Below are 24,868 nucleotides of genomic sequence, written 5' to 3'. Positions count from 1 at the left end.
TTGTTGCCAGGTATGATCTTCATTGCAGAGGTTCGCGCGGCTAATGAGAGGCTTTATCCGCAATGGGCGGGTTAAGGTTGTCATTAGTCGCGAGGATGCAAGAAGGTCCGGTTTAATTATCAGCACGCCCTGGGTGTGCTGATGTTCATTAAGAAAGGATAGAATTTTGCTGAATCCGATCATTCGTAAATTCCAATATGGTCAACACACCGTCACGCTGGAAACCGGCATGATGGCCCGTCAGGCAACTGCTGCCGTGATGGTAAGCATGGACGACACCGCGGTATTCGTTACCGTTGTTGGCCAGAAAAAAGCAAAACCAGGTCAGGACTTTTTCCCACTGACCGTCAACTACCAGGAGCGTACTTACGCTGCCGGTAAAATCCCGGGTGGCTTCTTCCGTCGTGAAGGCCGTCCAAGCGAAGGCGAAACCCTGATCGCGCGTCTGATTGACCGCCCGGTTCGCCCGCTGTTCCCGGAAGGTTTCGTCAACGAAGTCCAGGTTATTGCCACCGTGGTTTCCGTTAACCCGCAGGTTAACCCGGATATCGTGGCGATGATTGGTGCTTCTGCTGCACTTTCTCTCTCTGGTATTCCGTTCAACGGCCCGATCGGCTCTGCGCGCGTTGGTTACATCAACGACCAGTATGTTCTGAACCCGACTCAGGAAGAGCTGAAATCCAGCAAACTGGATCTGGTTGTTGCCGGTACCGAAGCAGCTGTGCTGATGGTTGAATCCGAAGCAGAACTGCTGAGCGAAGATCAGATGCTGGGCGCGGTGGTTTATGGCCACGAGCAGCAGCAGATTGTTATTCAGAACATCAACGATCTGGTGAAAGAAGCGGGTAAACCGCGCTGGGACTGGCAGCCGGAAGCGGTCGACGAAGCGCTGAACGCGCGCGTTGCAGCGCTGGCAGAATCTCGTCTGAGCGATGCTTACCGCATCACCGACAAACAGGAGCGTTACGCTCAGGTTGACGTGATCAAATCTGAAACCATCGCGACGCTGGTTGCAGAAGATGAGTCCCTGGACGCTAACGAGCTGAGCGAAATCCTGCACGCTATCGAGAAAAACGTTGTTCGTAGCCGCGTACTGGCAGGCGAACCGCGTATCGATGGCCGCGAAAAAGATATGATCCGTGGTCTGGACGTACGTACCGGCGTTCTGCCGCGTACTCACGGCTCCGCACTCTTTACCCGTGGTGAAACGCAGGCGCTGGTAACAGCAACCCTGGGTACCGCACGTGACGCGCAGAACATCGACGAACTGATGGGCGAGCGCACTGACAGCTTCCTGTTCCACTACAACTTCCCTCCGTACTCCGTAGGTGAGACCGGTATGGTCGGTTCGCCGAAGCGTCGTGAAATTGGTCACGGCCGTCTGGCGAAACGCGGCGTGTTGGCTGTTATGCCGGAAGCTGATAAATTCCCGTACACCGTGCGTGTGGTTTCTGAAATCACCGAATCCAACGGTTCTTCTTCCATGGCTTCCGTGTGCGGCGCATCGCTGGCACTGATGGATGCAGGCGTACCGGTGAAAGCCGCTGTTGCCGGTATCGCAATGGGCCTGGTGAAAGAGGGCGATAACTTTGTCGTTCTGTCTGACATCCTCGGCGATGAAGATCACCTGGGCGACATGGACTTTAAAGTGGCCGGTTCCCGCGACGGTATCTCTGCGCTGCAGATGGATATCAAAATCGAAGGCATCACCAAAGAGATCATGCAGGTTGCGCTGAACCAGGCGAAAGGTGCACGTCTGCATATCCTCGGCGTGATGGAGCAGGCGATTAACGCGCCGCGTGGTGATATCTCTGAGTTCGCGCCGCGTATCCACACCATCAAGATCAACCCGGACAAGATCAAAGACGTTATCGGTAAAGGCGGCTCCGTTATCCGTGCCCTGACCGAAGAGACCGGCACGACCATCGAAATCGAAGATGACGGTACCGTGAAAATCGCGGCAACCGACGGCGACAAAGCGAAATTCGCGATTCGTCGTATCGAAGAGATCACCGCTGAGATCGAAGTGGGCCGTATCTACAACGGTAAAGTCACCCGTATCGTCGACTTTGGTGCGTTTGTTGCCATCGGTGGCGGTAAAGAGGGCCTGGTGCACATTTCTCAGATCGCCGATAAGCGCGTAGAGAAAGTGACCGACTACCTGCAGATGGGTCAGGAAGTACCGGTGAAAGTTCTGGAAGTTGACCGCCAGGGCCGTATTCGTCTAAGCATTAAAGAAGCAACTGAACAAACTCAGCCTGTTGAAGCGTCAGAAGCGCCGCAAGCAGAACTGGGCGAGTAAGGTTTGCCTTTGCCCTCCGCGCAGGCGGAGGGCTTATTCTCAGGCAGGACGCCATGTTTGCAGCCGGGGGACAGGACGTTCATCCAATTGTTGTCTTCGGGAGTAGGAAATGAAGCCTTTTTTGCGCTGGTGTTTCGTTGCGACAGCTCTAACGCTGGCAGGATGCAGCAACTCTGCCTGGCGTAAGAGCGAAGTCCTCGCGGTGCCATTGCAACCGACTTTGCAGCAAGAAGTGATTCTGGCACGCATGGAACAAATTCTTGCCAGTCGGGCTTTATCCGATGATGAACGCGCACAGCTTTTATATGAGCGCGGAGTATTGTATGATAGTCTCGGTTTGAGGGCGTTGGCGCGGAATGATTTTTCACAAGCGCTGGCCATCCGACCCGATATGCCTGAAGTATTCAATTACTTAGGCATTTATTTAACGCAGGCAGGCAATTTTGATGCTGCCTATGAAGCGTTTGATTCTGTACTTGAGCTTGATCCAACTTACAACTACGCGCACTTAAACCGCGGCATCGCTCTGCACTATGGCGGTCGTGATAAGTTAGCGCAAGATGATCTGCTGGCGTTTTATCAAGACGATCCTAATGATCCTTTCCGTAGCCTGTGGCTTTACATCGTTGAGCGGAAGCTCGATGAGCACAAGGCGAAAGAAGCACTGAAACAGCGCTTCGAAAAATCGGACAAGGAGCAATGGGGATGGAATATTGTCGAGTTCTACCTCGGTGACATTAGCGAATCTGAGCTAATGGATCGCCTGAAGGCGGACGCAACGGATAACACCTCGCTCGCTGAGCATCTCAGTGAAACCAACTTCTATTTAGGTAAGTACTACCTAAGTCTGGGGGATAAGGACAGCGCTACGGCACTGTTCAAATTAGCGGTTGCTAACAACGTCCACAACTTCGTTGAGCACCGTTATGCATTGTTGGAATTATCGCTCTTGGGCCAGGAGCAAGACGACCTGGCAGAATCGGACCAGCAATAGCTGACGACATAAACATCAGCCCGTAATCTTTTTTGATTGCCATCACCTTAACTGGTGAGGGCGTTGTTGTTCGTCAATACACCTACTTTGAGCCGGTTCACACTTTTCAATGAAAATTGCCAAATATTTTCACGATGAGTTATGTAGACTGGCCGCCAATGACATAGAGGCACTTGTACTACATGGCTGAATTCGAAACCACTTTTGCAGATCTGGGCCTGAAGGCTCCTATCCTTGAAGCCCTTAACGATCTCGGTTACGAAAAACCATCTCCGATCCAGGCTGAGTGCATTCCGCACCTGCTGAACGGTCGTGACGTGCTGGGCATGGCCCAGACTGGTAGCGGGAAAACCGCAGCGTTTTCTCTTCCGCTGCTCCATAACATCGATCCGGACCTGCGTGCGCCGCAGATCCTCGTGCTTGCTCCGACCCGCGAACTGGCGGTTCAGGTAGCTGAAGCGATGACCGATTTCTCTAAACACATGCATGGCGTGAACGTGGTTGCTCTTTACGGCGGCCAGCGTTATGACGTGCAATTACGCGCCCTGCGTCAGGGCCCGCAGATCGTTGTCGGTACGCCGGGACGCCTGCTGGATCACCTGAAACGCGGCACCCTGGACCTCTCCAAACTGAGCGGTCTGGTGCTGGATGAAGCCGACGAAATGCTGCGCATGGGCTTTATCGAAGACGTAGAAACTATCATGGCGCAGATCCCGGAAGGTCATCAGACCGCTCTGTTCTCCGCCACCATGCCGGAAGCGATCCGTCGCATTACCCGCCGCTTTATGAAAGAGCCGCAGGAAGTGCGCATTCAGTCCAGCGTGACAACTCGCCCGGACATCAGCCAGAGCTACTGGTCTGTCTACGGCATGCGTAAAAACGAAGCGCTGGTTCGCTTCCTTGAAGCAGAAGATTTTGATGCCGCGATCATCTTCGTGCGCACCAAAAACGCGACCCTGGAAGTGGCTGAAGCGCTGGAGCGCAACGGTTACAACAGCGCCGCGCTGAACGGTGACATGAACCAGGCTCTGCGTGAGCAGACTCTGGAGCGTCTGAAAGATGGTCGTCTGGACATCCTGATTGCAACCGACGTTGCGGCCCGTGGCCTGGACGTTGAGCGCATCAGCCTGGTTGTTAACTATGACATCCCGATGGACTCCGAGTCTTACGTTCACCGTATCGGCCGTACCGGTCGTGCGGGCCGTGCTGGCCGCGCCCTGCTGTTCGTTGAGAACCGCGAGCGTCGTCTGCTGCGCAACATCGAACGTACGATGAAGCTGACCATTCCGGAAGTAGAGCTGCCGAACGCAGAACTGCTCGGCACACGCCGCCTGGAAAAATTCGCCGCGAAAGTACAGCAGCAGCTGGAAAGCAGCGATCTGGACCAGTACCGCGCGCTGCTGGCGAAAATCCAGCCCTCTTCTGAAGAAGAGATGGATATCGAAACGCTGGCTGCCGCACTGCTGAAAATGGCACAGGGCGAACGTCCGCTGATCCTGCCGCCGGATGCACCGATGCGTCCTAAGCGTGAGTTCCGCGAGCGTGATGAGCGTTTCGAACGCCGTGGCGATCGTAACGACCGCAATGAACGTGGTCCGCGTACTGAACGTGCCGGTGAAGACCGTCCGCGTCGTGAGCGTCGCGATGTTGGTGATATGGAACTGTACCGTATTGAAGTGGGCCGTGATGACGGTGTTGAAGTTCGTCATATCGTTGGCGCAATCGCCAACGAAGGCGACATCAGCAGCCGCTACATCGGTAACATCAAGCTGTTCGGTTCGCACTCCACCATCGAGCTGCCGAAAGGCATGCCGGGCGAGGTTCTGCAGCACTTTACCCGCACGCGTATTCTCAACAAACCGATGAATATGCAGCTGCTGGGCGATGCACAGCCGCGTGAGCGCAGCGAACGCCGTCCTGGCGGTGAGCGTCGTAGCTTTGGCGGCGGCGAGCGTCGTGAAGGCGGTCGCGGTCCGCGTCGTGATGGCGCAGCACCGGCTGGTGCAGGCCGTTTCAGCGGTGAGCGTCGTGAAAATCGCGGCCCGCGCCGCGAAGAAGGTACGACCCGTCGTCGTGACGCGTAAACCTTACGCTTCAAACGTAAAGTAATAGATACAGCCCCGATCGAAAAGATTGGGGCTTTTTTTATCCGCAATGTACTCCTGTACTGGTACAATGCATCGGCTTTACTTTCGGCATAGCGCCATTACAGGAGAACGTTTCAGATGTCGACACTGACAACCACCCAGGCTTCCCCTTCGCTGTTCGGCGGAGTGGTGATTATCGGCGGCACAATTATTGGCGCAGGCATGTTTTCCCTGCCGGTGGTAATGTCCGGCGCGTGGTTCTTCTGGTCGCTTCTGGCACTGGTGTTTACCTGGTTCTGCATGCTGCACTCGGGCCTGATGATCCTTGAAGCCAACCTCAACTACCACAGCGGCGCGAGCTTCGACACCATTACCAAAGATCTGCTGGGTAAAGGATGGAACCTGATCAACGGCCTCTCCATCGCCTTTGTGCTCTATATCCTGACCTACGCCTACATCTCGGCGAGCGGCTCGATCCTGCACCACACCTTTGCTGAAATGTCGCTGGATGTGCCGCCGCGCCTGGCAGGGCTGGGGTTTGCGCTGCTGGTGGCCTTTATCGTCTGGCTCTCAACCCACGCGGTCAGCCGCATGACGGCAATTGTGCTGGGCGCAAAAGTGATCACCTTTTTCCTCACCTTCGGCAGCCTGCTCGGGCATGTGCAGCCTGCAACGCTGTTTAACGTGGCGCAGAGCAACGCCTCTTACACGCCCTACCTGCTAATGACGTTGCCGTTCTGTCTCGCCTCTTTCGGCTACCACGGCAATGTGCCGAGCCTGATGAAATATTACGGCAAGGATCCGCGCGTGATTACCCGCTGCCTGGTCTACGGTACGCTGCTGGCACTTGGGCTGTATGTGATTTGGTTACTGGTGACGATGGGGAATATTGCCCGTCCGGCGTTTATCGATATCGCGGCAAAAGGCGGCAATATTGACGTGCTGGTGCAGGCATTGAGCGGGGTGCTGAATAGCCGCAGCCTCGATCTGCTGCTGGTGATTTTCTCTAACTTTGCCGTTGCCAGCTCTTTCCTCGGCGTAACGCTGGGGCTGTTTGATTACCTGGCGGATCTCTTTAAGTTTGATGATGCGCCGCTTGGGCGTTTCAAAACCGCGCTGCTGACATTCCTGCCGCCGATTATTGGGGGTCTGCTATGGCCGAACGGCTTTTTATACGCCATTGGTTATGCGGGTTTAGCCGCCACTATCTGGGCAGCGATTGTGCCAGCGCTGCTGGCGAATGCGTCACGTAAACGCTTCGGCAGCCCGGCGTTTCGCGTCTGGGGCGGTAAGCCGATGATTGTTTTGATCCTGCTTTTCGGCGCAGGTAACGCGGTAGTTCATCTGTTATCAAGCTTTGATCTGCTGCCGGTCTATCACTGATCAAACCCGGCCTGCACAATTATGTAGGCCGGATAAGCGCAGCGCCATCCGGTATAAACACCGCACGATCCCCGTAGGCCGGATAAGCGCCAGCGCCATCCGGCATAAACACCGCACGATCCCGTAGGCCGGATAAGCGCAGCGCCATCCGGCATAAAGTCCGCACGATCCCGTAGGCCGGATAAGCGCAGCGCCATCCGGCATAAACACCGCACCATCCCCGCAGGCCGGATAAGCGTCAGCGCCATCCGGCACAAAAGCCGGGCAACGTTCTAACCGAACAACGCCTCTTTCACCTGCATCGCCAACTCAAACGAGTGCAGCCGCGCCTGGTGATCGAAAATCTGCCCGTTAACCATAATCTCATCCGCATCCGTTTCCCGCAGGATCGACTCAAGACCGTGGCGCACTTTCGCTTTATCACCCACCAGCGACATGCTCAGCGCCTGCTGCACGCCATACTTTTCAGACGGCGACCAGAAGTGATCCATATTCTCAATCGGCGGCGGCAACTGGCTCGTCTCACCACGGCGCAGCTTCACAAACGCCTGCTGCATCGAGGTAAAGAGATACTCCGCATCGCGGTTGCTATCAGCTGTGACAATATTGATACACACCATCGCATAGGGTTTTTCCAGCCGCGCCGAGGGCTTGAACTGGGTACGATAGAGATGCAGCGCCTGGAAAAGCATATCCGGCGCAAAGTGTGAGGCGAAGGCAAACGGCAGACCAAGCTGGGCGGCGAGCTGCGCACTGTAAAGGCTGGAGCCTAACAGCCACACCGGGATCTTCTCGCCGTAGCCCGGCACCGGGCGCACGTGCGGGTTCGGATCGTTGGCGTCAAACCAGTCGACCAGCTCCTTCACATCGCGCGGGAAATTATCAACATCGCCGCTCATATGGCGGCGCAGCGCCATCATGGTGCGCTGATCGCTGCCCGGCGCACGACCAAGCCCGAGATCGATACGTCCAGGATAGAGCGTATTCAGCGTACCGAACTGCTCGGCAATCACCAGCGGAGCGTGGTTCGGCAGCATCACGCCGCCAGAGCCGAGACGCAGGGTTTGCGTATTCGCTGCCAGGTAACCGATCAATACCGACGTCGCCGCGCTGGCGATCCCGGTCATGTTGTGGTGCTCCGCCAGCCAGAAGCGATCGTAACCGCGCTTCTCTGCCAGCTTCGCCAGATCGAGGGAATGGGTAAACGCGTCACGCGCGCTTGAGTTTTGTGGAATCGGCGCTAAATCCAGCACCGAAAACGCAACGGTTTTCTCAGACATAAACACTCACTTTGCTACAGCATCGTCATCAGATTGAAGGTCTTCTTCCAGCCTGGCGCAAGGAGCCGCGTCAGGCCAGAAAAGCTGCAACTTTCATACTGCATGAACGGGCGACGATTGCTGTTAACAAAGTGAGCCTTTTACGCCTCGAGCATCAGTCCCGGCAGCCTGCGCCAGTAGCCATTGCAGTCGTTGTTCGACGCCAGCGGCAGCGGCGCGCTCCCGGTTTCATTCGCTTTAAACGCCTCCAGCATGGTGAAGGTTTCACTCCCCATCGGCGAGAGCCGTACCACATCGACAAGCCCCTGCATCGAGGTCAGCTCATTACCGAGGTTGTAGACATAACCGCTCATGGTCTGAATGCCGTTGAGCACGAAAACCTGCTGATCTTCCTGGGAACGCATGCTGCGCCCGGTCGGGTATTTAATGCAGCAGGTTTCGCACTCATCCTTTGGCCGATTCTCCGAGCGCGCGGTAAAGCAGCGGGCAGAGTAGGCGAGAGGCAGATGGCCGTAGCTCAACACTTCGACTTCAAACTGCTGGCGAATACCGAGCGTTTCGCACTGATCGAGCAGGTTTACCAGCCAGTCCCGGGAGAGCTCCACCGGCATGCACCAGCGCACCATCCCCTGTTTCAGCAGTAAACGCAGGGTAACGGCGTTATAGCAGTTGAGGGCATGCCCGGCGATAAACGGCAGCTTGCGCTCGGCGCACATATTGACCACCCCGAGATCGCTCGCCTCCAGCAGAAACTCGCCGTTATCGACATAGCGCTTCAGTTCGTTGAGTTCCGATGAGGCCTGCACCAGCGCCAGCGTTGAAATCACCACCTGTTTGCCGCTGTCGGCCAGCGCTTTCGCCATCGCCAGCCAGTCACCCACTTTGGTGGCGCGGCGTTTGCTGCACACCGCTTCGCCGAGATAGACCACATCAGCGCGGCTGTTTGCCGCCTGCTGATAAAACTCCTCAAGCGTCTCTTTTGACCAGTAGTAAAGCACCGGCCCTAATGAATATTTCATGGTTTACCTACTGCCATTTACGGTGATACGCGCCGAGGGTGGTCTGGGTGCCTTCTGACATGGCACCGAGTGTCTCCATCCACGCCGGTTGCGGCACAAAATCCTGCGGTGAAGCGATGCAGCGATCGATCGCCTGTCGCCACACTTTTGCCACCTGGCTGACATACGCCGGGCTGCGCTGGCGTCCTTCAATCTTCACCGAGGCGATATTCGCCGCCAGCAGATCCGGCAGCAGATCAAGCGTATTGAGGCTGGTCGGCTCCTCCAGCGCGTGGTAGCGCTCGCCATCCACCCGATAGCGCCCTTTGCACAGCGTCGGGTAACCGGCATTTTCCCCCTCCTGATAGCGATCGATCAGCACATCGTTGAGGCGTGATTCCAGCCCCTGCGGCGTCTGCTGCCAGCGCACAAAGCGCGCCGGAGAGCAGGCACCGACGGTATTCGGCGACTCGCCGGTCAGGTAAGAGGAGAGGTAACAGCGCCCTTCGGCCATGATGCAGAGGCTGCCGAAGGCAAACACTTCCAGCGGCACCGGCGTCACGCGGGCAAGCTGTTTGACCTGATGAATGGAGAGTACGCGCGGCAGCACCACGCGGGCGACATCAAAGTGACGGTGATAGAAGCGGATTGCCTCTTCGTTGGTCGCCGAGGCCTGCACGGAGACGTGACGCTCGATGTGCGGATAACGCGCGGCGGCATACTCCAGCATGGCGAGATCGGCCAGGATCAGCGCATCGGCACCAATCTGCGCCGCCATATCCACCGCGCGCTCCCAGCGCTGATAGCCATCCGGGTGCGCAAAGGTGTTGATAGCAATATGCAGCTTGCGGCGGTGCTGGTGGACGAAACTGACCGCTTCCTGCAGCTTCTTCTCGGTAAAGTTGAGTCCGGCAAAATGGCGGGCGTTCGTGTCATCTTTCAGGCCGATATACACCGCATCGGCACCGTTTTCGATGGCCGCTTTCAGTGCCGGTAGGTTCCCGGCAGGGCAGAGCAACTCCATAGTCTTTCCTGCAATCAGGGGCGCAGTGGCCCGGGCGTACCCCGAAGGGTCACTGAATTGTTAATGAACTGGGATTCTAGTTAACCTGTCAGCGACAATTTTTGATTTGAGGCAGTTAAATGCGTATTGATGACGGCAATAATCGTTGCCCATTTATTCCGTAATTGTTGATGTGCGCCGCTATGCACACGGCTGATTGTGGCAAAATAGCCCGCATTATCACTTCAGGGAGTCATCGTCGTGTTGGAAAAATTGCGCTCACAGCTTGTTCATCTTGGCCCGTCACTGCTTGCTTTTCCGGTGAAGCTGACGCCGTTTGTGCTTAAACGTCAGGTACTTGAGCAGGTGCTGCGCTGGCAATTCCAACAGGCGCTGGCGGAGGGTGAGCTTGAGTTTCTCGAAGGGCGCTGGTTAAGTATTCAGGTACGTGATATTGGCCTGACGTGGTATACCTCTGTTGAGGATGGGCAGATGATCGTACGTGAGTCTGCCGACGCGGATGTCAGCTTTAGCGCCGATGCCAGCGATTTACTGATGATTGCCGCGCGAAAACAGGATCCGGATACGCTTTTCTTCCAGCGTCGCCTGCTTATTGAAGGGGACACGGAACTGGGGCTGTATGTTAAAAACCTGATGGACGCCATTGAGCTGGAGCAGATGCCAAAACCCCTGCGGGTGATGCTGCTACAGCTGGCGGATTTTGTTGAGGCTGGCCTGAAAGCGCCGCCTGCAACGACACAACCTTCTGTAGGTGAGCCATGCTGATTAGAGTTGAAATTCCCATTGATGCACCCGGTATCGATGCCCTGCTGCGCCGCAGTTTTAGCGGTGAAGCTGAAGCCTCTCTGGTGCACGATCTGCGCGAAGACGGGTTGATCACGCTGGGATGCGTTGCCACGGACGATGAAGGGCAGGTGGTCGGCTATGTGGCATTTAGCCCGGTCGCTGTCGCAGGAGAGGAGTTACAGTGGGTCGCGCTCGCGCCGCTGGCGGTAGACGAGGCTTACCGTGGTCAGGGCATCGCCCGCCAGCTCGTCTATGAAGGGCTGGATTCCCTCAATGAATTTGGCTACGCCGCTGCGGTAACGCTGGGTGATGCGGATTTCTACCAGCGTTTAGGCTTTGAGCGCGCCTCGCAGTACGATTTACGCTGCGCCTGGTCGCAAAGCGACGCCGCATTCCTCGTCCATCGCCTGGCTGACGACGCCTTCAATGGCGTCAGTGGTCTGGTGGAGTACAGCGATCACTTCAATCGCTTTTAACCGCTGACGTCAGCAGTGTTTCCCGCAGCGCCTCGAAGATGCCCTCTCCGGCAACGAGGCGCTCTTTCTGGTGCTTGGTCAACTGCTTAATGCGGTACTCAAGGCGTAGCGCCAGCGAACGCTCACCAACCTGCGCCGAAAAGACCAGTTCCAGCGCGCCCTTACCGCGCAACGCTTTTGCTCCCTTTCCCGTTTGATGCTGCGTAAAACGCCGCGCGACATCGGTGGTAATACCGGTGTAGAGCAGGTTGTCGCGTGTGCGGATGAGATAGAGAAACCAGGGCGTCATGGCAATCTTCGCTGTGTTAAGGTGGGCGAAAAATAGCATGAGAAGGAGAAAAAATGGAGTCCCTTGCGGCGATTAACCGCTGGCTGGCAAAGCAGCATGTCGTGACCTGGTGCGTGGCAAAAGAGGGTGAACTCTGGTGCGCCAATGCGTTTTATATCTACGATCCGCAGGCCGTCGCCTTCTATGTGCTGAGCGATGATAAAACGCGCCATTCACAGATGACAGGCAGACAGGCTAAGGTTGCCGGTACGGTTAACGGGCAGCCGAAAAGCGTCGCGTTGATTCGCGGCGTACAGTTTTCCGGTGAGATAAAACGGCTGGAAGAGGCGGAAAGCGCGGTGCTGCGCGAACGCTATAACCGACGCTTTCCGATAGCCCGCGCGCTGTCAGCCCCGATGTGGGAGATTCGCCTTAGCGAAATCAAATTCACCGACAACACGCTGGGGTTTGGCAAAAAGTTTCACTGGTTACGCGACTCAGGCACCGAGTAGACGCAGCGCTTCGCGGTTAAATGCCGGTAAGTCATCAGGCGTACGGCTGGTGACCAGCTGATCTTTATCGATTACCACTTCCTGGTCGAAGAACTCCGCACCCGCGTTTTTCACATCAATCACAATCGGTTTCACCGCCGTCAGCTTGCGGCCGCGAATAACATCAGCGCTGATCAGCAACTGCGGGCCGTGGCAGATGGCGAATACCGGTTTACCGGAGTCAACAAACTGGCGGGTAAAGGTGACAAAGCGATCGTCGCCGCGCAGGGAGTCAGGGGAGTGACCGCCGGGTAACAGCAGGGCGTCAAATTCATCCGGGCTCACCTCATCAATGGCTTTATCGATCTTAACTTTTGCCTCGCCCTGTTTGCCGGTGACGGTTTTTCCGGCCTCTTTCTCAATCGTCACAACCTCATGTCCGGCCTTGCGATACGCTTCTGCCGGAGAGGTGAATTCTGAATCTTCAAACTCGTCGGTGATCAAGACCGCTATTTTCTTGCTCATACTTCCTCCGTTGTTTTGGCTTCAGAAAGGGAGTTATCCATACTGTAACTCACCAGTAACCGTAAGCCTGGTTCACGAGGCTGACATTGCAAGGCAGATTCGTCTGTAAAGGAGAAGGGATGGAGCGAGTATTGATCACCGGTGCAACCGGTTTAGTGGGCGGGCATCTGCTGCGGTTGCTGATGGCGGAACCGGGCGTCAGCGCCATCTATGCGCCCACGCGTCGCCCACTGCAAAGTGCCGAAGGCGTCATAAACCCGCACGACCCGCAGCTCAGCGATGCGCTGGCGCAGGTCACCGAACCGGTTGATACGGTCTTCTGCTGCCTCGGCACCACGCGGCGCGAAGCGGGAAGTAAAGAGGCGTTTGTGCTGGCCGATTACACGCTGGTGGTGGACACGGCATTAACTGGTCAGCGGCTAGGTGCCAGGCAACTGCTGGTGGTGAGCTCGATGGGCGCTAATGCGCATTCGCCCTTTTTCTATAACCGGGTGAAAGGGGAGATGGAAGCGGCGCTTATTGCTCAACAGTGGCCATCGTTGACGCTGGCGCGTCCGTCGATGTTACTCGGGGAGCGCGAGAAAAAGCGCGCTAACGAATCGCTGCTGGCACCGCTTTTCCGCTTGCTGCCGGGCAACTGGAAGTCGATTGCCGCGCAGGATGTCGCCCGCGCGCTGCTGGTTGCGGCGCATTCTGGTGACAATCGCGGCGTTGAGATTATCGAATCGGCCCAGCTGCGGGCGATGGCAGCGCAGAGCCCGTTTGCAAAATAGCAATTCAGGCGTACTATGCCGGGGCTAAAAACTACACTATCCCCGGGGCATGTTATGGCTGGTCAGTCTTCACCTCAGGCGGCGACACCGATCCAATGGTGGAAACCCGCGCTGTTCTTTCTTGTTGTTATTGTTGGTCTCTGGTTCGTGAAATGGCAGCCTTATTACGACAAAGCCTTCACCGCCGCCGAGACGCACAGCATTGGTAAATCGATTCTCTCCCAGGCTGATGCCAGCCCGTTTAAGGCGGCGCTGGATTACGCCATGGTCTATTTCCTCGCCGTCTGGAAAGCCGCCGTGCTTGGCGTACTGCTCGGTTCGCTGATTCAGGTGCTGATCCCGCGCGACTGGCTGCTGCGCACGCTCGGACAGCAGCGCTTTCGCGGCACGCTGCTCGGCACACTCTTCTCTTTGCCGGGCATGATGTGCTCCTGCTGTGCGGCACCCGTCGCGGCCGGTATGCGTCGCCAGCGGGTTTCGATGGGCGGTGCGCTCGCCTTCTGGATGGGTAACCCGCTGCTTAATCCGGCCACGCTGGTGTTTATGGGCTTTGTCCTCGGCTGGCACTTCGCCGCCATTCGCCTGGTGGCAGGGCTGGTGACGGTGCTTGGTGTGGCGATGATTGTGCAGACCGTGGTTAAAGAGAGCCCGCAGCAGGCGGAAGCCGTGGATATCACGCTGCCGGAGCCGCAGGGCAGCTTTATGTCACGCTGGGGCCGGGCGCTGTGGCAGCTCTTCTGGAGCACCATCCCGGTCTATATTCTTGCGGTACTGGTACTTGGCGCAGCGCGCGTCTGGCTCTTCCCCCATGCCGATGGCGCAGTGGATAACACGGTACTATGGGTGGTGGCGATGGCGATTGCTGGCTGTCTTTTTGTCATTCCAACGGCGGCAGAGATCCCGATTGTGCAGACCATGATGCTGGCGGGAATGGGCATGGCGCCTGCGCTGGCGCTGCTGATTACGCTGCCGGCGGTAAGCCTGCCATCGCTGGTGATGCTGCGCAAATCCTTCCCGGCAAAAGCCCTGTGGCTGACCGCCGCGCTGGTGGCGGTGTGCGGAATGTTGACCGGCTTTGTCGCGCTGGTGTAACGCGTGAAGTGAAAGAAAAAAGCCCGGTTGATACCGGGCTTTTTCATTATTTGAGCAGGGTAAAGGCGGTGGTGACGTGCTTGACGCCGCTGACCCGGCTGGCGATATCCGCCGCGGCCTGGCCTTCACGTGCGGTCACCAGACCCATCAGGAACACTTCGCCGTTCTCGGTGGTGACTTTCACGTTAGAGGATTTCACCTGGTCGCTGCCGAGCAGCTGCGAGCGCACTTTGGTGGTGATCCAGGTATCGGACGAAGCCGTTCCCAGACCAATCGGCTGGCCCGGACGGATCTCGTTAAAGACTTCCGTTGCGCCTTCCACGCCGATGGCAATCTGTTTCGCCCGTGAAGAGAGTTCGGTATTCGGCGCCTGGCCGGTCAACAGCACTTTCCCCTGATAGGCGGTGACGTTAACACGCGCCTCTTTCTTCAGCTGCTGATCTTTCGACAGTGCGCTGTTGACGCGCAGCTCCAGGGTGCCGTCATCCACCTGGGTGCCAACGGTGCGGGGATCCGTCGCGGCTTTGGTGCCAACGGCGGCAGACCCGACCACCACTGCGCCAACGCAACCCTGTAGCAGCAGTGCGGAAATAAGGACTGCGAGGGGCGTAAATGCCTTCATGTGTACTCCTTAATCATCCTGGTGAGGAAAAAGCGTGTTATCAATCAAATCGCACAAGCAATTCACCGTCAGCATGTGCATCTCCTGGATGCGCGCGCTGCGGTGAGAAGGAATACGAATTTCCACATCCTGCGGGCCCAGCAGGCCAGCCAGCTCGCCGCCGTCATAACCGGTCAGCGCGATGATCGACATATCACGCGTCACGGCCGCTTCCACGGCTTTTACGATATCGCGGCTGTTACCCCGGGTGGAGATCGCCAGCAAAATGTCGCCGTTATGGCCCAGAGCGCGCACCTGCTTGGCATAGATCTCGTCATGCAGACGGTCATTCGCTATCGCGGTTAAGACCACATTATCGGTATTAAGTGCAATGGCAGGTAAACTGGGGCGCTCTGTTTCAAAACGGTTGATCATGCTGGCAGCAAAATGCTGTGCGTTGGCGGCGGAGGTGCCGTTGCCACAACAGAGGATTTTGTTGCCGTTGAGCAGGGAGTGCACCATTGTCATGGCTGCGCGGGAAATCGCATCGGGCAGCGCTTCCGCAGCTGCAATTTGCGTTTGAATGCTTTCCGTAAAGCAGACTTTAATTCGTTCGAGCACGGTAATCCCTATGATTGAGCAATTATGCGTGGCCGCCAAAGGCGTTCTGTAGCCACTCAACGTCATTTCCGGTGAAGGCTACCACATCAAACCGGCAATCCACAGTATCAAAACTCCCATTGTGCCGGGCAAGCCACAAATGGGCGGTATGCAGCAGTTTGCGCTGCTTGGCGAGGGTTACGCTGCTTGCCGCGCCGCCAAAACGCGCCGAGGCGCGGTAGCGCACCTCGACAAAGACGGTGGTGCTACCGTGGCGCATAATCAGGTCGATTTCGCCGCCGCGCTCGCGCACGTTGGCGGCGAGAAAACGCAATCCCTTGCTCTGCAGCAAACGGCGCGCCTCCATCTCCCAGGCGTCGCCGCTCTGTTTGCGGGTTAGTTTGCCGGGACGATCTGCCCCTGCTGGTATTTGAGCCATGACAACTTCCTGTTGATCACGCAATCCTGGGTGGCGGTGAGGTCGCCGGTGTTGCCGTTCAGCTCAAAGCCCGGCACCTGACGCATTTGCGAGAAGTTATTCGCCAGCGACCAGGCATCCGCGCCCATCGCGTAGAGACGCGCCAGCGAGTAGTCGTTATTCACACTGCGCAGCGCCTGCTGCATCAGGGAAGGATTCGCGCCTGCGAGCATCGGGATCTCATTGTATTGCAGCCCTTCCATCTCAAGGCGGAAGTCCGGCCCTGCGCCGCCCTGCGCGCTGCGCGAGCTGGCGTAGAGCATCACACCGCTCTGGCTGCCGGTGCGCAGGGTGATCATCGGTTTGATCAGCGCAATTTCATCCTGCGTCGCCAGAATATAGACCGCATCAACTTTGCCGCCGCCGCTAATCTGCGCGTCGCTCGGCGGTGCCGGAATATTGAGGCCGCCAATGGTCACGCCCTGCTGCTGCGGCAGGCTGGCGGAGACCGGACTGCCGGTCATTGAGATGCCGGAGCGGCCATTCAGCCCCATACGCAGTTCAGCGGTGGAACCAAATTTCTGCGCCAGCACAACGCCGCCGCCGATTTTCTGCCACTCGTCAGCAAACGCGGTGCTGACGCGATCGCCCAGCGCACTGCGCGGGATCAGCAGCAGCGGTGCCTGACGCCCCTGATCGTGAATATGGCGCGCCGCGTCGCGGGCTTCATCTTCCGGCGACAGGGCGAAGTAGCAGATGTTCGGGCGGTTCTCGACCTGCTCCGGCTGGTTAAGCGCCAGCACATTGAGCGTGGTATGGCTGCGCATCAGCTCTTCAACGTGGTTTTTCAACAGCGGGCCAACGACGATGCTTGCGCCATCCTGCTGCACCTGGTTGAGGATCTGATCCATCGGCTGCGCGCTGGTGTCATAGATTTTCAGCTCCGCGCCGGCGTTAGATTGTGCGGTGACAGCAACGGGCTGAGAGGCGGGGGTTTGTGGTGGCGTCGCCGCAGGTGTTTGCTGCGCGCTTTCAGCAGGCTGCTCGTTATTGGCGGCTGGCTGCTGTGCATTTTCCGCAGGCTGCGTTTCATCGGCAGGGGCACTTTGCGCCGCGCTATCCGGTGCCTGTACCGGCTGGGCATTCGGTGCAGCGACGTTCGGCTGTGCCTCGCCACTGGTCAGGTCGGCAACATTCGCCTGCGAAGGGCTGACCACGTCAGAGGTGGCGGCCTGCGCCACCTGCTGCGGAACCGCCGGGCCGGAGACCGGGGAAGCGCCGTTTTTCGCCGCTTCAAAACCCTGCTGAATAGCGCGACCAAACACTGCCGCCTGGCCGTTTAACGGCAGCAGCAGGGCGATTTTACTGGTCGATGCCGGTTTGAAATTTTGCAGATTGGAGAGCTGAGTCGGCAGCATTTTCGCCGCCGGGTTCTGCGGGTAGCGGGTCTGCCAGTCGCTGATGCCGGCTTTCAGCATTTTGGCATCGTTGCGGTTGTCGAACCACATACGCTGCAGATCGAGCCAGCCCTGCAGGGTCACTTCATCGGCGTTGATCACCAGCGTTCTCGCCTGATCCTGGGTCATGGAGGAGAGCGCCTGCCAGGTGGCATCAATATTTTTCTGCTGCTCTTCCGGCGTCGTCAGCAGCGGCTGGCGGGCGATAAGGGCGCGCAGCAGCGTCAGGGAGGGTTTACCCTGCGCGGCGGCAATGGCGATCTGCCAGTAACGCGCCTGCTGGTTCTTCTCAAGCTCAGCGGGATCAATCTTATCAAGCAGCGCCTGCGCACCGGCTACATCACGCTGCGCCAGCTTCATTTCGGCGGCGAGCAGCGCGTACTCTTTACGCTGCGTATCGTTCAGATCCTGCGGCAACTGACCAAACAGCTCGTTGGCGTGCTGGGTTTTGCCCTCTTTGAGCAGTGCACGAATGGCGAGTAATTGCCAGTTGGTCTTGCTATCATCTGTGCTTTGCTGCATCTGATGCAGGTAGTAGGCAGAATCAGCCTGCGCTGAGCCCTCCATATGCGAGGTGCTCTGGTCTGTTGACTGTGTGCCGCAGCCCGCGAACAGCAGGGCGGCCAGCACCACAGGCAGGCAGCGCGTGGCTTTCGAACGAAGAAATTTTGACGGTAGCATACTGTATCCAGTGATATTTTTTACGCAGTGCTCAATATTAAATCGGCAATACGGATGAAACAATGAAACAACACGAATCGGCGGAGAATTCTCAAGGTCAGCTTTACATTGTACCTACTCCCATCGGGAATTTGGCTGATATTACCCAACGCGCATTAACCGTGTTGCAAGACGTTGATTTGATTGCCGCTGAGGATACCCGCCACACCGGTTTACTGCTGCAACATTTCGCCATCAACGCGCGGATGTTTGCCCTTCACGACCATAACGAGCAGCAAAAAGCGCAAATGCTGGTGGCGAAGCTGAAAGAGGGGCAGAACATTGCCCTCGTCTCGGATGCGGGCACGCCGCTGATTAACGATCCCGGCTATCACCTGGTGCGTACCTGCCGCGAAGCCGGCATTCGCGTTGTGCCGCTCCCCGGCCCCTGCGCGGCGATTGCCGCTCTCAGTGCGGCAGGGTTGCCCTCCGATCGCTTCTGTTACGAAGGCTTTCTCCCGGCGAAATCAAAAGGTCGCCGCGACGCGCTTAAAGCGATTGAGGCCGAGCCGCGCACGCTGATCTTCTACGAGTCTACCCATCGCCTGCTGGAGAGCCTCGAAGATATGGTCGCAGTTTGGGGCCCCTCCCGTTACGTGGTGCTGGCGCGTGAGCTGACCAAAACCTGGGAGAGCATTCAGGGCGCGCCGGTCGGCGAGTTGCTGGCGTGGGTGAAAGAGGATGAGAACCGCCGCAAAGGCGAGATGGTGCTGATCGTCGAAGGCCATAAAGCGCAGGAGGACGCGTTGCCCGCCGATGCGCTGCGCACGCTGGCACTGTTGCAAGCCGAACTGCCGCTGAAAAAAGCCGCCGCGCTGGCCGCAGAAATCCACGGCGTAAAGAAAAACGCCCTCTATAAATACGCGCTGGATAACCAGGGGTAACACCGATGAGCCGCTATGTGCCTCCCTTTACCATCACCGCCGCGATCCTCAACCAGGTCGTTGAGATCGCGGAGTTGATAGAGGGGCTTAATTCGTCATTTACCTTGTCGGATAACCTGTCGGAAGAGATGTCGTAACAAATATCCTCCTTTAACGAGGCGGAGCGCTACCTGCAATCGATACAGCAAAAGGGAAAGCTGCTGCGTGTCGGTGCGAATAAAGGGGCCACTGGCAGGTAAAATGGCAGCGGCCCGCTAACCAAGGCAGCAGGGCATTAAACCACCCGAAGATCCTTACCCAGTTTTCTCAGTGCCGCTTTCTCTTTCTCACCAATCCCTTCGTCGGTGATCACGCAGTCGATCTTCTCCATCGGCAGCACCTGATTAAAGCCGCGGCGGTTAAATTTGCTGGCGTCCACCACTGCCACAACCTTATGCGCCGCCGCTGCCATTACGCTGCTGATGGAGTAGCCTTCATTAAAGGTGGTGATGCCATGGGTCGGATCGATGCCATCTGCACCAACAAACATAATATCGGCGCTGATACCCTGGAGGGATCGCTCTGCAATCGTGCCGTGCATTGAGTGGGTCTTATGCCGCAAGGTGCCGCCACACACCACCAGCGTAATGTCCTTATTTTCCGACAGGGCAAACGCGGCGGGGAGGTTATTAGTGATGACGGTGATATTGCTTTTTTTCGCCAGCGCTTCGGCAATCAGCATGGTGGTACTGCCACTGTCGAGGATAATCGTCATCCCTTCATCGATCATCGCCGCCGCTGACTGAGCGATACGCTTCTTCGGGTCGCTCGCCAGTTTGTAGCGATCTTCCAGCACCACTTCCTGATTTTCGCTGTCGAGCATATAACTGCCCGGCTTCGCTGCGCCGCCGTGAAAGCGCGTCACCAGACCTTTCTCTTCCAGTAGCCGCAGATCGGCGCGGATAGTGACTTCTGAAATTCCAAAGCTATTGGAGAGGTCAATGACCAGCACACTTCCTTGCGCATTCACCAGATCGACGATCTTATTCCTTCGTTCAAATGAGTTCATGTTGATTTGCCTGCGAATTAACTCTCCGTAGTGTAATCGAAGGTTTGTGAAACGTGAACGTTAACTTTCGAAAGGAAATGTGAGCCAGCGCAGGTTGCTGGCTCTGTCGCTTAATCAAGGCGCAGCAGGATTTTTCCCTGCATCGGTTTGCCATTCAGCGCCTGCACCGCGCGCGCGTAGCTTTCGGGGCCACCGCGATGGGCGATCAGCGGCTCAAGGGCGAGCCGTTTTTCCGTCAGCAAACGCGCCGCGGTATGCCACTCCTCCCCAGGCCAGGGGCCGGAGTAGTTCATCCAACTGCCGATAAGCGTCAGCTCTTTACGCAAAATCAGCCCAAATATCGTGGCGGTAAGCGTAAGGTCGTGATGGAGCGTCCCCACCAGCGCCACCTGCGCACGCGGCCCGGCAATTTCGATAGCCAGCGAGACCGTTTGTGGTGTGCCAGCCGTTTCCAGCACAAGCTGGTCGAAGCTCTCTGCTTCCAGCCCGGCGAGGATGTCAGCCGCGATCTGCTCGCGGCTGTTAAAGGTGCGGGTGGCACCAAGCGCAGCGGCCAGCGCTAATTTGTCAGGGTTGATATCAATGGCGGTGACGCTTTTCGCCCCTAAGGCTCGTGCGCACTGCATTGCCAGCAGCCCAATGGTGCCAGCCCCGACGATCACCACGTTTTTATCTTTGCAGCCGCCAGCCAGGTGAAACGCGTGCAGGCCAACGGTTATCGGTTCAATAAACGCTCCATCTTCAATGGGCAGATCCGCAGGTAAGCGAACCAGGTTGGGCCGCTTAACAACAATGTATTCGGCATTGCCGCCGTCGCAGCGCGACCCGATAAACTGGTAGCGTTTGCACAGCGAGTAGTACTCCCGGCGGCAGGCAGGGCAGTCAAAGCAGGGCAGCAACGGTACGCAGGCCACGGCGTCGCCAGCGTGCAGATCGGTAACCGCCGGGCCGCAGGCTTCGACATAACCGCTGAACTCATGCCCAAGGGTAATAGGGTAAAAATGCGCGCCGTTAGCGAAGATGCGCGGAATATCCGAGCCGCACAGGCCGGAGCTGACTACTCTCACCTTCACCTCATCCTCATGCTGCAACTGGGGTTCAGGGCGATCTTCAACGCAGACGTTGCCCTCAGCATGAATAACCACTGATTTCATAACACTCTCCAGGATGTAACAGGGGAGCGAACGCTCCCCAACGATCACGATGCGGGCTGGCTTTCCGGCGTAGCAGCCGCTTTCTCTGCCGCTTTAAAGTGGCGCGCTCTGCGCCAGGTAAGCAGGACACCGGTCAGGTAAATCGCGGCGATAACCACGAAACCGACCAGATTTTGCCAGGTAAAGAGCTGAATGAGCAGCCAGGTGACCGGGGAACCGCCCTGGTCCATCGAGGCTACCATCCCGCCCGCTTTCAGTGCGCCCGCGTTGGCGGCCAACTGCGTATGCAGACCGATGGTTTGTGTGGCGATCCACAGGGTCATGCTCATAATAATCACCCCGGAGATCAGCGTGCGGAACAGGTTGCCCTGATGCACCGCAACCGCCATCGCCACAAAGAAACCAATGGTCGCCAGGTCACCGAATGGCAGCACCTGGTTACCCGGCACCAGTACCGCGATCAGAATGCTCAGCGGGATAAAGATCAGGCTGGCGGAGACCACTGAGGTATGGCCCAGCAGCAGCGCCGGATCGAGACCGATCAAAAATTCCTGAGTGCCAAACTTTGCCTGCAGACGTTTACGCGCCTGTTTCGCAATCGGCGTCAGGCCATCCATAATCGGTTTGATCACTCTTGGCATCAGCAGCATAACGGCTGCGGTTTTCACCGCCAGTTGCAGTACGCCTTTCAGGTCATAACCAGCCAGCAGCCCAATTACAATCCCCATCACAAAACCGACGGTGACCGGTTCGCCGAATGGCCCGAAGCGTTTCTGAATATCGTCGGCGCTGAAATGAATACGCCTCAGGCCGGGGATTTTGTCGATGAGGGTGTCCACCAGCACGGCAACCGGCCCCAAATAGGCAGAGGTGCCATGAGGAATGGCGATGCCTTCGAGGCTAAAAAAGTCCCGCGTATCTTTGGCAAACCAGTCGCCCAGTTTATAGACGAACGCCGCGTGCGCCGCCACGCCAAGAATGCCAATCCAGTAAGAGCCGGTAGCGAGATGCAGCATCGCGCCGGTAAAGGTCATGTGCCAGATATTCCAGATATCCACGTTGACCACGCGCGTCATGCGCGTTACCAGCATGATGATATTCACGGCAATGGCGACAGGGATGGCAACCAGCGCAATTTGCGATGCCCATGTCATCGGTGACGATCCCGGCCAGCCAACATCAATGACCTGGAGGTTGATCTGGAAGTGCTCCGCCATGGCTTTAGCCGCCGGGCCGATGGAGTCGAGCATCAGACCGATCACCAGGCCAATGCCGACAAAGCCGATGCCAATATGCAGACCGGATTTAAAGCAGTCGCCGAGTTTCATCCCCAGCAGCTTCGAGAAAATAATGATCACCACCGGCAGCATAACGGTAGGACCTAAGTCGAGGATATAACGCATTATTTCGCTAAACATAGCGTTACCCCACGAGAATGGTCAGGATTTTTTGCTGTAGCGCCTCGATGCCTACTCCCGAAACGAAGGGCATACCGTGCACAACAGGAATATCGCCGAAGGCGCGATCCACTTTTGCGGTGGTGCAGATAAGATCCGCGCCGTCCATATAGGTTTCGATCTCATTTACCCGACACTGCACAAGATCGAGTTCGATGTGGTGCGTATCGCACAGCTCTTTGATCTCTTCTGCCGCCATCGTGGAGGTGGCGACCGCACCGCCGCAGGCGACAATCACTTTACGTTTCATAGGGTACTCCTTTTTATTATCAGTATGTTATTAAGCCTGTCCGCACGTTTCAGGCTCCAGGATCGTCTCCCGAAAACATCTCGCCAGATCGTCATCCGCGGCGTTCAGCAGCGCGTCCAGCGTGTTCGGGTTTTGTAGCTCACTAAACAGTTTTCTCAGTAGCGTCAGCTGCGCCGCCGGGTTTTCCACAATCAGGGCAATAATCAGCGATGCGGCAATGTCGCTATCATCATCAGCCTGTTGAAAATAAACCGGTGTGCGCGGACGAATCAGATAGAGCGCCGGGGAGAGGGCGTGGCTCGCCTCGCAGTGGGGAATGGCGATCCCATGACGCTCCAGCGCGATGCCGGTTGGGTAGCTTTCCTCGCGCGCCAGCAGCGCGGCGGGGTAGCTTGCATGGACGACGCCTTTTGCCAGCATCTCCTCGCCAATGTGTGCCAGCAGTTGCTGGCGCGAGGCAAAATCCACTCCGGTTCGGACAAACAGTTGGCTCATACACACTCCGCTTAACAGGTAGTTTCAGGGGCGCATCCGTAGCGATAGGCACGCAATACGTCCTGTATTTTGTCAATAATCAGGCTGCGTGGCGTTGTGACTATCTCGTTTAGCGACGCGCGTTCCAGTTGTAGAGGCATAAACTGGCTAATCAGCCCCAGCGGCAGCCTGACGGTGTCGAGATTCGCGAGCAGTTTTTCCACCGCCTGGCGGATGCGCGGGTGGGGCCAGTAGTAGCGGATGCGGTCAGAGAGGCTGAAGTGGATATCGACCATCGCCTGGCTCCAGGTGGGGTGGTAATACTTCTTCCAGTAGTCCGGCTCGTTGAGCATCACTTCGTCAATCACCTCCAGCACCCGGCTACGACTCTCCGGAGCAATCAGCTCGTTCTCCATCTGCGCTAGGGCGAAAATCGCTTCGCGCAGGGCAAAGGTCAGTGCCGGGCCAACTTTCAGAATGGCGAAATGATCGCGTACCAGCGCGCGATAGGCGTGGCGGGACTGGTAATCCGTCGAGTGGGCCTCATAGACCATTGGCGTCTGACGGATCCAGCCGGAAAGCGCTTCGGCGGCCTGAGGCTGATAATGAATCACCTGCGTATGATCGAACTCCACGCCGGGCTGAACCACGATGGCGATAACCCGCTTCATCGCTGCTTCCAGCCCCAGCGCCTTGAAGGCGACACGGTGAGTTTCCAGCGTGCGCGCGGCATCTTCCACATGGGTAACGTGCACCGCGCTGATGCTGCTGGCCTCGCCGCCCGGCACCGGTACTTCCGTGCCGATGACATAGGTCAGCGCCTTTTTCTGCGCCTCGCTTGCCGTCTGCTCCGCAGCCAGACAGAGGCGCGCGGCGCGCTCCGCCACCACCTGCGGATCCAGCGGAACGGGATCGTCCGCGCAGGACATTGAGGCATCAAGGTGGATCTTGCTAAACCCGGTGGCAACGTAAGCTTCGATCAGCGCGATCGCTTTCTCCATCGCCGCGTCGGCATGTTCGTTCTGCCAGCAGTTAGGCCCGAGATGATCGCCACCAAGGATCAGCCGCTCCAGCGGGAAGCCGACCTCGCGGGCAATGGCATAGACAAAGTCGCGGAAATCGGCCGGCTGCATGCCGGTATAGCCGCCAAACTGGTTAACCTGGTTGGATGTCGCTTCGATCAGCACGCTGTTGTCGGTATGCAAATCGAAGCGCAGCGCGGCTTCAATCACCAACGGATGGGCCGAGCAGACGGAACAGATGCCAAGGTGTTCTCCCGCTTTGTGGCGGGCAATAATCTCTTTCACGTGATTCTCCGGTTAAATG

The 24,868-nt window shown here is 57.3% G+C and carries 27 protein-coding genes; 12 read left to right on the top strand and 15 right to left on the bottom strand.

What is annotated here, in order from left to right; all coding sequences use genetic code 11:
* The first annotated feature begins 166 nt into the window (after positions 1–166).
* The 5 genes from pnp (at position 167) to mtr (ending at position 6,766) form a co-directional block, all read left to right on the top strand.
* The gene (pnp, locus tag IAE50_RS05195) at positions 167–2,302 is read left to right on the top strand and encodes a polyribonucleotide nucleotidyltransferase (protein ID WP_200579745.1); all 2,136 of its coding nucleotides are present in this window, start codon (positions 167–169) and stop codon (positions 2,300–2,302) included.
* Positions 2,303–2,411: 109 nt separating this feature from the next.
* Positions 2,412–3,296: a lipoprotein NlpI gene (nlpI, locus tag IAE50_RS05190; protein ID WP_023481039.1), complete on the top strand. Its 885-nt coding sequence runs from the start codon at positions 2,412–2,414 to the stop codon at positions 3,294–3,296.
* A 109-nt stretch (positions 3,297–3,405) separates the two neighbouring features.
* Complete coding sequence (gene yrbN, locus IAE50_RS26715; protein ID WP_124971232.1) at positions 3,406–3,486, top strand: protein YrbN; 81 nt, start codon at positions 3,406–3,408, stop codon at positions 3,484–3,486.
* Entirely contained in the window at positions 3,479–5,380 is a 1,902-nt protein-coding gene (locus IAE50_RS05180) for a DEAD/DEAH family ATP-dependent RNA helicase (protein WP_200579744.1), read from the top strand. The genes yrbN and IAE50_RS05180 overlap by 8 nt, the downstream gene beginning before the upstream one ends.
* Before the next feature lie 141 nt (positions 5,381–5,521).
* Positions 5,522–6,766, top strand: a complete 1,245-nt coding sequence (mtr, locus tag IAE50_RS05175) for a tryptophan permease (protein ID WP_200579743.1) — start codon at positions 5,522–5,524, stop codon at positions 6,764–6,766.
* Between the two features lie 272 nt (positions 6,767–7,038).
* On the opposite strand, the gene IAE50_RS05170 is transcribed toward mtr, so the two are convergent.
* The 3 genes from IAE50_RS05170 to IAE50_RS05160 form a co-directional block, all read right to left on the bottom strand.
* Positions 7,039–8,046, bottom strand: coding sequence for a luciferase-like monooxygenase (locus IAE50_RS05170; RefSeq protein WP_200579742.1), 1,008 nt, complete (start codon positions 8,044–8,046; stop codon positions 7,039–7,041).
* Between the two features lie 140 nt (positions 8,047–8,186).
* Positions 8,187–9,065: a U32 family peptidase gene (locus tag IAE50_RS05165; RefSeq protein WP_200579741.1), complete on the bottom strand. Its 879-nt coding sequence runs from the start codon at positions 9,063–9,065 to the stop codon at positions 8,187–8,189.
* Positions 9,066–9,072: 7 nt separating this feature from the next.
* Positions 9,073–10,068 (bottom strand): peptidase U32 family protein, encoded by a 996-nt coding sequence (locus IAE50_RS05160; RefSeq protein WP_200579740.1) that lies wholly within the window; start codon positions 10,066–10,068, stop codon positions 9,073–9,075.
* 240 nt (positions 10,069–10,308) lie between these two features.
* Here IAE50_RS05160 and IAE50_RS05155 point away from each other — a divergent pair, with 240 nt between their 5' ends.
* Complete coding sequence (locus IAE50_RS05155; RefSeq protein ID WP_023480822.1) at positions 10,309–10,833, top strand: SCP2 domain-containing protein; 525 nt, start codon at positions 10,309–10,311, stop codon at positions 10,831–10,833.
* Positions 10,827–11,330: a GNAT family N-acetyltransferase gene (locus IAE50_RS05150; protein ID WP_200134833.1), complete on the top strand. Its 504-nt coding sequence runs from the start codon at positions 10,827–10,829 to the stop codon at positions 11,328–11,330. Before IAE50_RS05155 ends, IAE50_RS05150 begins: the two co-directional genes overlap by 7 nt.
* Here the strand turns inward: IAE50_RS05150 and IAE50_RS05145 are convergent.
* Positions 11,317–11,658 carry a GIY-YIG nuclease family protein gene (locus tag IAE50_RS05145; protein WP_076769244.1) on the bottom strand — a complete coding sequence of 114 codons (342 nt, stop codon included), beginning with the start codon at positions 11,656–11,658 and terminating at the stop codon, positions 11,317–11,319. The two genes, IAE50_RS05150 and IAE50_RS05145, sit on opposite strands and share 14 nt — an antisense overlap.
* A 14-nt stretch (positions 11,659–11,672) precedes the next feature.
* On the opposite strand from IAE50_RS05145, the gene IAE50_RS05140 reads away from it, so the two are divergent.
* Entirely contained in the window at positions 11,673–12,110 is a 438-nt protein-coding gene (locus IAE50_RS05140; RefSeq protein WP_200579739.1) for a YhbP family protein, read from the top strand.
* Here the strand turns inward: IAE50_RS05140 and IAE50_RS05135 are convergent.
* Entirely contained in the window at positions 12,096–12,614 is a 519-nt protein-coding gene (locus IAE50_RS05135; RefSeq protein WP_200134835.1) for a type 1 glutamine amidotransferase domain-containing protein, read from the bottom strand. The genes IAE50_RS05140 and IAE50_RS05135 overlap by 15 nt on opposite strands.
* A 119-nt stretch (positions 12,615–12,733) precedes the next feature.
* Between IAE50_RS05135 and IAE50_RS05130 the strand changes: the two genes are divergently transcribed.
* Together IAE50_RS05130 and IAE50_RS05125 are read left to right on the top strand one after the other, a co-directional pair.
* The gene (locus IAE50_RS05130; protein WP_200579738.1) at positions 12,734–13,387 is read left to right on the top strand and encodes an NAD(P)H-binding protein; all 654 of its coding nucleotides are present in this window, start codon (positions 12,734–12,736) and stop codon (positions 13,385–13,387) included.
* A 54-nt stretch (positions 13,388–13,441) separates the two neighbouring features.
* Entirely contained in the window at positions 13,442–14,479 is a 1,038-nt protein-coding gene (locus IAE50_RS05125) for a permease (RefSeq protein ID WP_200579737.1), read from the top strand.
* 46 nt (positions 14,480–14,525) lie between these two features.
* On the opposite strand, the gene dolP is transcribed toward IAE50_RS05125, so the two are convergent.
* The 4 genes from dolP to IAE50_RS05105 are packed head-to-tail and all read right to left on the bottom strand — an operon-like array spanning position 14,526 to position 18,236.
* Positions 14,526–15,101: a division/outer membrane stress-associated lipid-binding lipoprotein gene (gene dolP, locus IAE50_RS05120; protein WP_023480922.1), complete on the bottom strand. Its 576-nt coding sequence runs from the start codon at positions 15,099–15,101 to the stop codon at positions 14,526–14,528.
* Between the two features lie 9 nt (positions 15,102–15,110).
* Complete coding sequence (diaA, locus tag IAE50_RS05115; protein ID WP_023481027.1) at positions 15,111–15,701, bottom strand: DnaA initiator-associating protein DiaA; 591 nt, start codon at positions 15,699–15,701, stop codon at positions 15,111–15,113.
* 22 nt (positions 15,702–15,723) lie between these two features.
* Positions 15,724–16,119 carry a YraN family protein gene (locus tag IAE50_RS05110; protein ID WP_200579736.1) on the bottom strand — a complete coding sequence of 132 codons (396 nt, stop codon included), beginning with the start codon at positions 16,117–16,119 and terminating at the stop codon, positions 15,724–15,726.
* On the bottom strand, positions 16,077–18,236 hold the full coding sequence (locus IAE50_RS05105) for a penicillin-binding protein activator (protein ID WP_200579735.1): 2,160 nt from the start codon (positions 18,234–18,236) through the stop codon (positions 16,077–16,079). Before IAE50_RS05105 ends, IAE50_RS05110 begins: the two co-directional genes overlap by 43 nt.
* Before the next feature lie 62 nt (positions 18,237–18,298).
* Here IAE50_RS05105 and rsmI point away from each other — a divergent pair, with 62 nt between their 5' ends.
* Both rsmI and IAE50_RS26460 read left to right on the top strand, forming a co-directional pair.
* Positions 18,299–19,159, top strand: a complete 861-nt coding sequence (rsmI, locus tag IAE50_RS05100) for a 16S rRNA (cytidine(1402)-2'-O)-methyltransferase (RefSeq protein WP_023480862.1) — start codon at positions 18,299–18,301, stop codon at positions 19,157–19,159.
* Positions 19,160–19,164: 5 nt separating this feature from the next.
* Positions 19,165–19,296, top strand: a complete 132-nt coding sequence (locus tag IAE50_RS26460; protein WP_255563227.1) for a hypothetical protein — start codon at positions 19,165–19,167, stop codon at positions 19,294–19,296.
* Positions 19,297–19,433: 137 nt separating this feature from the next.
* Here IAE50_RS26460 and IAE50_RS05095 read toward each other — a convergent pair whose 3' ends face one another.
* From IAE50_RS05095 to gatZ, 6 genes are all read right to left on the bottom strand, one after another.
* Entirely contained in the window at positions 19,434–20,207 is a 774-nt protein-coding gene (locus IAE50_RS05095) for a DeoR/GlpR family DNA-binding transcription regulator (RefSeq protein WP_023480920.1), read from the bottom strand.
* A gap of 110 nt (positions 20,208–20,317) precedes the next feature.
* Positions 20,318–21,361, bottom strand: coding sequence for a galactitol-1-phosphate 5-dehydrogenase (gene gatD / locus IAE50_RS05090; protein ID WP_200579734.1), 1,044 nt, complete (start codon positions 21,359–21,361; stop codon positions 20,318–20,320).
* Between the two features lie 44 nt (positions 21,362–21,405).
* The gene (locus IAE50_RS05085) at positions 21,406–22,779 is read right to left on the bottom strand and encodes a galactitol-specific PTS transporter subunit IIC (RefSeq protein WP_200579733.1); all 1,374 of its coding nucleotides are present in this window, start codon (positions 22,777–22,779) and stop codon (positions 21,406–21,408) included.
* Between the two features lie 4 nt (positions 22,780–22,783).
* The gene (gene gatB / locus IAE50_RS05080) at positions 22,784–23,068 is read right to left on the bottom strand and encodes a PTS galactitol transporter subunit IIB (protein ID WP_023481001.1); all 285 of its coding nucleotides are present in this window, start codon (positions 23,066–23,068) and stop codon (positions 22,784–22,786) included.
* A gap of 30 nt (positions 23,069–23,098) precedes the next feature.
* Positions 23,099–23,563 (bottom strand): PTS galactitol transporter subunit IIA, encoded by a 465-nt coding sequence (gatA, locus tag IAE50_RS05075; protein WP_094422203.1) that lies wholly within the window; start codon positions 23,561–23,563, stop codon positions 23,099–23,101.
* 11 nt (positions 23,564–23,574) lie between these two features.
* Positions 23,575–24,849: a tagatose-bisphosphate aldolase subunit GatZ gene (gatZ, locus tag IAE50_RS05070; protein ID WP_200579732.1), complete on the bottom strand. Its 1,275-nt coding sequence runs from the start codon at positions 24,847–24,849 to the stop codon at positions 23,575–23,577.
* Positions 24,850–24,868 lie beyond the last annotated feature (19 nt).

The organism is Kosakonia sp. S42, from assembly GCF_016624785.1.
Taxonomy (GTDB): Bacteria; Pseudomonadota; Gammaproteobacteria; order Enterobacterales; family Enterobacteriaceae; genus Kosakonia; species Kosakonia cowanii.
The sequence above is the reverse complement of the archived record's forward strand: the minus strand, read 5'-3'. Positions and strand labels throughout refer to the sequence as shown.